Origin of the sequence: Micromonospora okii (genome assembly GCF_020884795.1) — a bacterium.
In the GTDB taxonomy this organism is placed as follows: domain Bacteria; phylum Actinomycetota; class Actinomycetes; order Mycobacteriales; family Micromonosporaceae; genus Micromonospora; species Micromonospora okii.
Window position 1 is genome coordinate 736890 of sequence record NZ_BBZF01000013.1, and the last position, 10824, is coordinate 747713.

At 66.6% G+C, this 10824-nt stretch carries 6 protein-coding genes; 2 read left to right on the top strand and 4 right to left on the bottom strand.

The window, feature by feature from the left end; genetic code table 11:
• Positions 1–438: 438 nt before the first annotated feature.
• From LPU43_RS06495 to LPU43_RS06505, 3 genes are read right to left on the bottom strand one after another with little or no spacing between them, the layout of a single operon-like run.
• A complete protein-coding gene (locus tag LPU43_RS06495) occupies positions 439–2847 on the bottom strand; it encodes an RNaseH domain-containing protein (protein ID WP_229399296.1) in 2409 nt (802 codons plus the stop codon).
• Positions 2847–6182, bottom strand: coding sequence for an ATP-dependent DNA helicase (locus LPU43_RS06500; protein ID WP_229399297.1), 3336 nt, complete (start codon positions 6180–6182; stop codon positions 2847–2849). The genes LPU43_RS06495 and LPU43_RS06500 overlap by 1 nt, the downstream gene beginning before the upstream one ends.
• Entirely contained in the window at positions 6179–7354 is a 1176-nt protein-coding gene (locus LPU43_RS06505) for a restriction endonuclease-related protein (RefSeq protein ID WP_229399298.1), read from the bottom strand. The genes LPU43_RS06500 and LPU43_RS06505 overlap by 4 nt, the downstream gene beginning before the upstream one ends.
• A 233-nt stretch (positions 7355–7587) precedes the next feature.
• Between LPU43_RS06505 and LPU43_RS06510 the strand changes: the two genes are divergently transcribed.
• Positions 7588–8376 (top strand): hypothetical protein, encoded by a 789-nt coding sequence (locus LPU43_RS06510; RefSeq protein ID WP_229399299.1) that lies wholly within the window; start codon positions 7588–7590, stop codon positions 8374–8376.
• A complete protein-coding gene (locus LPU43_RS06515) occupies positions 8363–9613 on the top strand; it encodes an XRE family transcriptional regulator (protein ID WP_229399300.1) in 1251 nt (416 codons plus the stop codon). The genes LPU43_RS06510 and LPU43_RS06515 overlap by 14 nt, the downstream gene beginning before the upstream one ends.
• 468 nt (positions 9614–10081) lie before the next feature.
• Here LPU43_RS06515 and LPU43_RS06520 read toward each other — a convergent pair.
• Positions 10082–10824, bottom strand: a 743-nt coding sequence (locus LPU43_RS06520; RefSeq protein ID WP_229399301.1) for a hypothetical protein, incomplete at its 5' end; no start/stop codon positions are given.

Consider the following 10824-nt stretch of genomic DNA (forward strand, 5'->3'; position numbering starts at 1 on the left):
GATCTCTACCGCCATCTCGCCGACCTCACCCTTGTTGGTCTTCATCACCGTCCGGGAATGCCCCCGGGTCCGGTTGCCCGGACTACCCAACTCCTCCTCGGCGTGGACCTTGACGCACCAAGACGGGCAACCGCTGAGGTGCGCCGTGATGTTCGAGCTCACGATTTGGTCAAACAGAACAGCCATATCGAAAGGTTTGCACATAACTATTGCGGGAGGACGGACACCGTGTCCACCAAGCTGACAGTGCGGTGACCGGAACCGGTGCTCGACGGGGGGCGTTGTCGGTTTGAGAATCGGGCGTTGCGGTGCATGGGGTGGGTGGTGACCTCCCCGTCTTCCCGATCGACGGTCACGCTGTGCCGCGTGTTCCGGAGTCTCGGTCCAGTATGCGTGTAAGTGACCGGCCGTGGGCGGGCGCCTTCGGCCGTTCACACCTCAGTGTGCGGCCGTTTTGCGCCCTGGATGATCCTCCAGGATCTGTCGGGCGAGGTGTACGGGTGCGGGTCGGGCTGTCCGCCCGTCCCAGGCCAGCGATTGCCCACACAGCCGCGCGCTGAGCGCCGCAAGGTGCTGGCGTTCGAAGGCGCCGCCGTCGAGGAGAAGAAACTCCGTGCAGGTCATCGCGTGCCAGGGTGTCCGGAGCTCTCTTGCTTCCGCGAGGTCGAATCGCGTCTGACGGTGGCCGGCTCTGACGCTGGACTGGAACGCCTTGTCGCTGCGCGATCGGTTGATCAGGTAGTAGGTTTCCTGGTGTGCGCCGGGAAGGCGGTAGAGCCGTTCGGTAGCTGGGACTGCACCGTCGTCAGCGCTTGCCCGCTTCCCGGTTGCCCTGACAGGTTGTGGCAGCTTGCCGTCTGATGCGGTGTTGACCCTGACCAGTGAGATGTCGGCTGGGTTGATCATTCCGAGGTGGGGCAGCGCGTCTAGCTGTCCGTTACCCAGGTTCTTGTTGGTGGTACCAGACCACAGTGGGAACCGGTTGGAGCCGTCGATGTAGATGATCATCGGCATCTCGTCGTAGAGGGTGCGGAGCTGGTGCAGGGCCCGTTCTGTGTAGGCCCGCGCCAGTGCTGTGCGGGTGGCGGGGTTCGGGTCGTTGAACTGGCTCAGGTCGGTGGCGTGATGTGCGGCGATGGCGGTGGGGAGGTCGTTCCAGCCGTGGGCGTCGGGGTGGTAACCGAGCATGCGCCAGGGGGTGTCGGTTCCGTCGCTGATGAGGGCGGAGAGGCTGATCATGCGGGTGGCGGGTTGGTTCTGTTCGCGGGTGTAGAGACCGACGATGACGCATGGCTGCGGCTGCAGGGGGCGCGAGAACACCCGGGTTGGTGTGGTGGCGGTGAGTCCCGCTGCCCGGAGGAGGTCTCGTACGGCGGCATTGGCGGGGTGGTCGACGCCGTCGGGCTTGGGCGTTGACGCTGGATCGATGAACTGGCTGACGGTGCCGTGGGCGGCCAGGGCGCGGCGAAGCTGTGGCTTGGGGTCATCGGCGGGCTTGGCTGCGGCGAGTTCTTTGTTGCTCTCGGCGAGTACGAGGTGCAGGGCGCCCGGGGTCCTGGTGGAGATGATCTGCTCGGCGAGGGTGTTCCGGAGATGCGTGGGTCCGGGAGCGACCAGCAGGTCGGTCTTGGCGCTGTCGAAGGTGATGGTGAGCGCGCCGTCGAGGAAGGTGCTCACCGCGGTTGTGAGGCTGTTCTCGGGGAGGTGAAGCACTTCGGTGAGCGCCCGGGCGGACCGGTGGCGCTGCAGGTCGTCCTGGTAGACGACGCTGATGTGGATCGGCCGTGCTGCCGCGTCGACGGCCGAGGCAAGTTTTGCGTGCCGGTCGGGGTCGCCGGCGGCATCGATGTTGCGTATGGGTGTGGTTTCCAGGACAAGCGACTCCGTGTTGAGCCTGGCGGTGGCGTGCTCGAGCAGGCAGTCGAGGAATCGGCGGCCCGGTCCGGAGCCGATGGGGTGCCTGTCGGGGGTGGTGGCGTGCCGGGCGCGGATGCGGGGGTGGGTCGCGAGGAGGTCATCTGCGGTGAAGTTGGCGGGCACGCCGCGGATGCTGAAGGAGTCGACGAGTTGGGGAAGGAGCCCGGTGATCACGTTTCGGTTGGTGGGGCGGTCGTAGCGGTGTCTGGCGGTGAGCAGCATGCCGGTGTCGTCGGTGGCGATCCAGAGGCTCTTGGCGTTGCCAGGGAAGCCGGTGGTGGCGCTGATGTGGGCGTCGAGGTTAAGCAGGATGCCGGGGTAGCCGGGGACGGTGATGGGTTCGAGACTGATGTAGTGGATGCCTTGTTCGGCCCTGGGGTGCGTCTGGGGAAGCGGGCGGTTGAAGGCGACGAGGTTGCCGTCGATGTCGGGACGCAGAAGCAGGTCCGTGCCGTCGGGGAGCTTGAGCGCACCTCGCAGGAGTTCGATGGTCCTCCAGGTGGCGACGTCGAAGACCCAGTTCGGGATGTCGGCGTGCGTCGCCGTGCCCGCCTGCAGGTACTTGGCGATGTGAATCGTGCGTGGCTTGGTGCGGCGTAGCAGTGGGCCGAGGAGGTCTTCGAATGGCGCGCCGTGCCGGGCTGCGAGGTCTCGTTCGAAGGCGGCGAACAGCCGGCTGATGATGGCGGTGTCGATCTTCTTGCGCATCAGGAGCAGCGTGCCGGGGCCATCGGGGTCCTTGCAGATGGTGGCGTAGTCGCTGGACACGTAGCGCAGGCCGAGGCTCAGGTCCCTGTACGGCAGGTTCTTCGGGTGGCGGGTGTATCGGCGGTTCAGGTCCTGCCAGGTGTCGTTGACCTCGCTGCCGAGGGTGTAGCCGTGGATCTTCTCCGCCATCGCTTCGGTGTAGGGAAAGGCCAAAGTACGCATCAGGGGTTCCTGTCGTTGATGCCGGCAAACGTGAAGAACGCGTCGATGGTGGTGCCGTAGATGGAGCGGACCTGGCCCAGCTGGCTGTCGTCGCGCCATCGCTGGTGGAGGTTGCGGATGAGGGAGGGGAAGTCGCTGCCCGGTGCGGCGCCTCCTCGGTGAAAGGCGTTGTCGACCAGGTGGAGAGTGGTGTTGGTGCCGCCACGCCTTGCGCGCCCGGCGAGTTGGATCAGGTCAGCCAGGACGTCGGCGAAGATCGCGGTGCGCACGTCGGGGGGCAGGCGCCCGAAGGCGGGGTTGGACCTGTTGATGAGCTCCAGATGTTTGGCGGCGATGCGGTGGCGTTCGTCGAGTTCCTTGCGCGGGTCCTCGCCGGGGTGCCGGTTGCGGCGGGCGTGGGCACCAGTGTGGGCAACCAGTGCGGATGGTTCGTCGATGAGCTTGATGGGCCGGACGCATACCCAGATGGAGTCGAGCGCGGATCGGTGGCCGACGACGATGTTGAGCCCGCGGGCGACCCGTGCGAAAGGTGAGATCAGCACGTCCCTGCCCGTGCCCGGGAAGGTCCGCAGCCGGCTGGCGGGGATGGCGAGTACGTCGTCGGGGATTTGCAGGCCGCGGCGGTCACCAGCGGGGACGGCGACGGCGATGCGGGTGCGGTGGGCTCCCCCGGCGATCAGACCGCGGCAGAGGGCGAGCATCTGGTCGTAGGAGTTCGTGACGAGCAGGACCCGGGCACGGGCGCGGCGTTCGGCGTCCCGGTGGTCGTGCAGGTCCCGCAGTCTCTGTTCGAGGATCTGGTCCCAGAGGCCGGATCCGATGCCTTCGAGTAGCTGGGCCTTGCGGTTGCGGGCTGCTCCGGAGATGACGATCCCGCGGCTGGTCGTGTGGTCGTTGACGGACGCGTTGCTGACGGTCAGCCTGCCGGTGCCGGCACCGGCGTTGTCGGGGTAGTAGCAGGCGACATCGGCATGGACATGGTTGGTGGGGGAACCGGGTAGGTAGGCGGTCGCGGAGAGTCCGACGATGACTCTGGGCGCGCCCGTGAGCGCGGGAGCCGTGGTGATTCCGAGGTCTGCGGTGTAGGCGTGCGGGTCGCCGGAGAGGATCTCTGCGGTGAACTGCCGGTCGGAGCGGCTCTCCGGGTCGCCGGTGACGGCGAATCCGAAAACCGTTCGGCCGATCGGTCCTTCGGGTGTTGCCTGCCAGGAGGGAGCTCGGTCCAGCGCGGCTTCGACGTCGTCGGCGAGCCGCATGCCGCTGTCGCGCATCAGCGGCAGTAGGGCTTCCAGTTCGGCGAGCCCTTGCTGGAGTTCGCCGAGGAACGCCCTACGTAGGAGAAGGTGAGCGGTCTGGAGCTGCCACGCCGAAGCGGTGGGGTCTGCCGGATCGTCGTCCCTCCCGGCCTGACGGCCGCAGTCCATCTCGTCCAAGTTGACGTCGGCGGCGGCGTCGGCGTCCGGTTCGCCCTCGTCGGTGGTGGGCGCGGTGATCGTTTGGATCGCGCTGACGATGCCTTGGCTTCTTTTATGAATCAGGTCCGATTCCGGCTCGTCGGCGACGACAAGGCGCAGTTCCTTGCGTAGGTCCGCCCAACCGGCGGGTAGCGCGTCAGGGTCGGGTTCGTTCTGGGTGAACAGGGATTTGAACCTGTCGAGTTGGTCGTCGCTGGGACGGTCTTCGAGTTCGTTGAGGCCGAAGAGGCGGCAGGCGAGGAGGTTGTCCCATCGGCGTGGCAAGTGCAGCCTGGCCTGTTTGGGGCCGAGCGGGTCCTGCGGGTCGATGAACCCGTTGACGACGGCGGCCAGATAGCGCTCGGAGAGGAACTCGACCCGGTGGATGGCCCGCTGGAAGGCGAGTTCGAGTTCGCCCGGCACGTTGTCGGATTCGACCTGTTCCTTGCGCTGGTCGTCGAGCTTCTCCAAGAGCAGCTTCTGCGTGTCACGACGGGCCAGGACGAGGGTGCGGCCGGACTGAGCGACGGCATGTCCCTGGAAGGCGTCGACCTCGTCGACAAGGACGATGTCGGCGCGCCGCAGCAGCAGCTCCTGCGCGCTCATCCGTCCGTGGAGTGTGCCGTTCGCGATGACGGGAAACGGCACCGAGCCCTGCTGGAAGTAGGCGTGGTTGGTGACGATGATCTTGGCTGGGCCGGCAGCTTGCCGCCATGGCGCCCACTTCTCGCAGGCACCGATCAGAGGGCATCGGTGGCGACCTTCGACGCCGGGCTCGTGCAGATCCGTGCAGGGTTCCTGGCCGGGCTGCCATGCGGCGCCTTCTTCGTCGCTCAGCATGCAGGAGTAGCCGAGCTCCTGCCAGGTCCACCTGGCACCGGCCGGATCCTCCGGTGCGTCGTTGGTCCGCTGGACGGCCACCTCGATGAGCCGTCTGTGGGACATGAGTGCGACAACGGGGATGTCGAGGTTCAGCGCCGCGAGGTCACTGCGGATGGCCGCAACAAGATCCAGCGTGCTCTCGACATCAGGGGTGAGCAGGACAACGGTGCGGCGGCCTCCTCTGTGGCTGGCGAGGTGGGTGGCGGCGACGCGCATCCAGACGCTCTTGCCGGAACCAGTGGGAGCGATCATGAGCTGGAGGGGCCCTGCCGCGAGCTTCAGCCGTTCGACGGGTTGGCCCTGTGGCGTCCGCAGCTTCCGCGAGAATCCGTCCAGAACCTCCGCCAGGCGGAAGGCATCGTCACCCCGCTTCTTGTCGATCAGTTCGGCAGTGGCGTGCATGTCCGCGAGGTCGGCCACCACCTCGGCTGGCGCGTTGGCGTCCAGAACCGGGACAGGCGGGTAGGGCATCGGCGCCCGCGGAATGAGGTAGGTGTTGCGCCGGAACTCGTCGCGGCTGGGGCCGGCGAGGAAGACCGACGAGCTGTAGCGTCTGCCGGCCAGTGCCTCTGGGGGGACGCGCAGCGGAGATGAGGCATCCTCCAGCTCCTGCAACGCGGCTGTGATCAGATCACCGACCGGCACACCGTCGATCACCTGCAGGAAGTCTCCGGCCTCAAGGTAGCGGGGCGACCGGTTGTTGCGCAGGTGCTCGTCGAGGCTGACGCGCAGGCCACCTTCTGTGGCCAGGCGGCGAGGGCGCAGATGGATGAGACGGTCGATCGCATGTCGTTGCGTGGCGGTGAGGCCGTCACGCCAGAGGCTCCACACCCCGAGCTGGCCGGAGAGGAGGAACCGCGCGTCGCGGGGGTCCACCGCGGGCGCGCCTTCCCAGGTCTCGGTGGGGAAGAGCTGCTCGGCCAGGCCGAGCGCCAGCCGCAGCGACGGTCCGATCAGGAACCGGTTGGCGGTTCTGTGGAAACGCGATCGGTTGCTCATCCGGCTGCGGCCTTCTTCACCTCGGTGAGGAAGCGGTGAGACGTCGTGGCGAACCGGCGCCGTGATCCGGTGGCAAGGCGCAGCCGTTCGTTGAGGACCGCCACATGGCCCGCCCGGTAGTCGGGGACGACGATCAACAGGTCAGATTCGCCGATACTGCCCCGACGCAACAGCTCGTTGGCCAGCCGCGCGGGGTCGGTGTAGTCCTTGACATCGACCCGCCAGGGCCGCCGTCGTCCTGGTGCCCTCACTTCCAGGTCGTACCGGTCGACGTACGGCCACAGTCTCGCGGTGACGCCCGGCATCATCCCGAGTTCGCGGTGCAGGCGGACCTCCTCACAACCGGGAATGGTCGAGTACCGCCAAGCCGGCAGGACGAGGCACACCTGACCCTTGACCGGAAACGCAGTGGTGACCTGCGGTCCGCCCAACTGCGCGGCACGCTCGACGTTCCACGCACCGGCCACCGGTGCACGGCCCTTCGCCGCCTTCACGGTGATCGAACCGCCGAGAGCCTTCGTGTGCGGCGGGTAGGCACAGGCAAGCCGACCGAGTTGGTACCGCATCGGGTACCGGCAAACAGGGCACCCGAACCAGTAGTGCTCCCCCTCGTGCGCCACCCACGCCCACGCGGGGATCTCCTCGACCAGGCCCTCGCGGGGCAGCCCTGCGGCCTTGATCGCGTCGATCACCTCCGACATCTCCCCCGCCGCGTGTTCGATGACGGTCCGTCGCGCCCGCCGGTACCCCTCCTCCGTGCCCGTCGCCAGCATCTGTCCGTAGAGCCAGCCCTGCACCTTCTCCGCGCTCAGACGCGGCACCGACCAGCCGACGACGTCAGAGGCCGTCATCGAGGGCGCGAGGTTCTCCATCAGCAGGTCAGTGGCGGCAGCACTGAGCTGTCCGTCCTCCACCAACAAGACCTCGTCGCACGCTTCCCTCAGTGCGGCCGGCAGAAGCCCAGACAGAGGGCCGGTCAACAGGTCGGTGAAGGCCACCAGGGGCAGCAGAGGCTCACCGTGCGCCAAGTGCGCCAGCGCAACTCGCCCGTGCAGTTCAGCCACCTGCTGCCAGCGCTCGCCGGGCGGTCTCGGCGACGTCCACATACTGGCGGCCTGCGTCACCGTGGTCACGACTGCGTCCCGGCCGAACCTGGTGAGATCCGCCGTCATGCGTCCCCTTCCTCCCCGGCCGCTCATCATGGGCGACCCGCAACGCCGCAACCGGACACCGTGTGCGGCTTGATCGACGCTCGCCGCGATCCCAACGCACAACAGATCACCCCACACAGAAGGCGGCGTGGTCTGCGGGAACCACTCAGCGTCACTGAAGTGGCGTCATCGCGCTCAAAACTAAAGCACAGATGCTAGCCTTCTGCACGCAGGTAAAGCATGAGGGGAGAATCGTGTCGAAGAAGATCCGGCCGGCAGCGTGGGCGGCGTCCCTGTTCGGCCGCGACGTGGCAGCCACGCTGACGGAGGCCATCCCGTCGGCCATCCAGGCCGCCGTCGGACGGCAGATGGACGGCCACCACGCGGTCCGCCTGGCGTCGCGCCACGCCTTCGGCGGAGGCTGGCCGGCGCGGTACGAGGAACTGGTCAACCACCTCGCTGAGGTCCCCGGCGCCCAGACGGTGCGCCCGCTGGGCAAGAGCTACCGCATCGTCGCCATCAACAACGTCGCCGTGCTGCCGGTGGAGTACGCGAAGGACCTCGCGACCGCCTACGACAGCCCTCGCGCCCTGAAGAAGATCAACAAGACGACGCTGGAACTGGCACGGCTCTTCGGCCCCAAACCCGATCATGAACAGCCGGCCTTCGAAGGAATGGAGTCCGAGTCGGACCCCCACGCCACCGACCTCCTGCGCGGGCTGGAACCAGACGGTATCGTGATCATCTACTACGCCGCGCACGAGCGGCACGGGCTGCTCAACATCGGATGGGGCCAGATCAGCGTGAGCCAGACCGGCACAGCGAGCTGGGTGTCCGCACAACCCCTCCTCGTCCCGTCCGCAAACCCGATCCCAGGACTTCGCCTGGTAACCCAGCCGTCGACCTCGACCGCATCGCCGCGATTCGACCAGGCCGAGCTGGCCAGCCCGACTCTGCGCGCCCGTACCGCCGCCGAGCAGGCCACCGTCAGCCCCGTAGCCGAACACAGCGACCACCAACAGCGAAGCGATGCCCACAACTGACAAGCCTGATGACCTGTTCTCTGCCGGCGGCCTCCCCGTGGAGTCGCCCTCGGAGTCAGCCAGTGCTGTCGCCAGGCAGTTCGACTCGGCACGTCTGACACAAGCTCGCCAGCTCGCCGGGCTGACCAAGAAGGAGCTCTCCGACCGGGTCGGGGTCAGCGCTGCGGCCATCGGTCAGTACGAATCGGGGGCGCGGCCACGACCCGAGATTCTGATCGCCCTTGCCGAACACCTCGGCTACCCCGTCGGCTTCTTCCAGGTCGGGCGTCCCTACGCCCGTCTCGACTCCTCCGCAGCGCACTTCCGCCATCTCCGTGAGACACGCTCCTACCAGCGCGCCAAGGCCATCTCCTTCACGGAGCAGGTCTGGGAGCTCATCTACGCCCTCGAACGGCGCATCTTCCTGCCCCACGTGGACCTTCCCGGGTTCGCCGGCGGCGAAATTCATCCCGGCGTTAGCCTTCCCACCGAACCAGTCCAAGCCGCCCGAGCTCTACGTCAGCACTGGAATCTCGGCACCGCGCCCATTCCACACCTCGTGCGTACCCTTGAGGTCCACGGCATCGTCGTCGTCCATGCGCCGGCCGACGGCGACTTCCGTACCGTGGACGCCTTCTCGACCTCCCGGCTACCGCGGCCGTTCATTGTCATCAGCCGCGATCGATCCCAGGATGTATACCGGCAGCGCTTCACCGCCGCACACGAACTCGCCCACCTCGTGCTCCACGCGGACGCTCTGCCCGGTGACACCCGCCACGAACGAGACGCCGACACCTTCGCTGCAGAGTTCCTCACCCCACGCGACAGCATCATCCCCCTCCTACCCGCGAGGGTGAACTTCGCGGCGTTCGCTGAACTCCAGCGAACATGGGGTACCTCGATCCAGAGCCTCATCTACCGCTGCCGAGAAGTAGGCCTCTACACCGACACCACTGCGACACGGGCCTACCAACGCCTCAACCAGTCCAAACCAGCCCTGGAACCCATCGACGGCTTCCCCGGCGAACAGCCGACCCTCCTCAGAAAGGCCTTCGAACTAGCCACCGATCATGGGCTGACCATCACCGCGCTAGCACAGGAACTGCGCTGGCCGGTGGAACGCGTCCGGCATCTACTCGGTGCCGTCACTGACCGCCCAACGCTCAACCTCATAGCCGGCGGCAAGGCGACGGAATTCATGAGACCAATGACCGATCGAGTCCGTCATCTGAAGGCCGTCATTGCGGACACAATGTAACGACCTCAACTGGATGACTTCCCCATCAGGGCCAGTACCTGCGGAACATGCTGGCTCTGGGCGTGATCCGGCAGTTCCCTAAGTGCCTGATGCGAGTCTGTGACGTGGGTCAGGAGGCGTGACGACTCGCTGGGTTACTTCCACGGCACACGGTCGATCGTGCTGCTGAGCCACCGAAGAAGTCTAGCGGCAGATCACCCAATCCATAAAGCATTCTAGGAGAATAGAGCTTCGGCTGGCATCGATCACCCGTCCGGAGAAGCGCGGCAAGTTCCTCGTGAAGTCGGGTAGCACAACGCGCTTCTGATCCGCCGCCGAGGCAGCGAGTGTCAGGATGAGCGGCTCTTCACCATCCCGGTGTCCGTAGACGGCTATCCCTCGCTGGATTTGGTCGCTGCGGGACCATCTGGCGCAGCAGAGGGTGCAGCTGCCGCTACCCCGTTATCCGACGGCGGACCGGGCCAACTGTCACTGCGGCCTGTCCCATCCGATGTTCATCCGGATGACCGAACGCAGAATGTCGTTGAGCCCCGACAGCTCACCGGGGCTTCGGAGGACAGCCAGTGGCAGGTGTTCAACGTGCAGTGGGCCGACGCCGTACAGCACGTCGTCGAGCGCGGCGGACACGGCGGCCCCGACCAGAAGGTTGGTTGCGTCGTCCTGGTCCATCTGCTCCGAGGGCCAGCAGTACTCATCCTCGATCACGCGCAGCGGCGGGAACAACCACCAGTTGCCCTCATGACCAAATGAGTCCGGGTAGACGAAACGCAGAGCGCCCTCACCGACGAAGTTGAGGCCGAAGTGCGAAATCGTGTGCAACGTCTCGGCACGTTCCTGATGCAGCCTCGCGGCGTAGACCAGGGTGGCGTTCGGAAGAGCCTCGATCGGATGCGCTGGTCGTCGCACCGCCTCTCGCAGCGTCGATAGATCAGTCAGGTCGGTGCCTACTCGCCCGATCCGCAGGCCCGTTTCGGCTTCCCACTGCTCGTGACAGGAAGCTACCGTCGCTGCTGTTGCCGGAACGGACTCTAGTTCCACCGGGCGACGGGACAGTGTCCTCGCGGCGTGCAGGAAGCGCGTAGGTGGGTCAAGTTCTGCCCACTTGATGACGGCACCCCCGGGGTGGAGGCCGGGCACGACCGGGTTGAGGGCGAAGTCGATGAGCGCGTGGACGACGTCGGGACCGATGTATCTACCCGCGAGCCGTTCCG

What these genes read in the sequence shown, in the direction of transcription:
- LPU43_RS06500 (WP_229399297.1), bottom strand. Translation starts at nt 6,182, where the DNA reads ATGAGCAACCGATCGCGTTTCCACAGAACCGCCAACCGGTTCCTGATC.
- LPU43_RS06505 (WP_229399298.1), bottom strand. Translation starts at nt 7,354, where the DNA reads ATGACGGCGGATCTCACCAGGTTCGGCCGGGACGCAGTCGTGACCACG.
- LPU43_RS06495 (WP_229399296.1), bottom strand. Translation starts at nt 2,847, where the DNA reads ATGCGTACTTTGGCCTTTCCCTACACCGAAGCGATGGCGGAGAAGATC.
- LPU43_RS06515 (WP_229399300.1), top strand. Translation starts at nt 8,363, where the DNA reads ATGCCCACAACTGACAAGCCTGATGACCTGTTCTCTGCCGGCGGCCTC.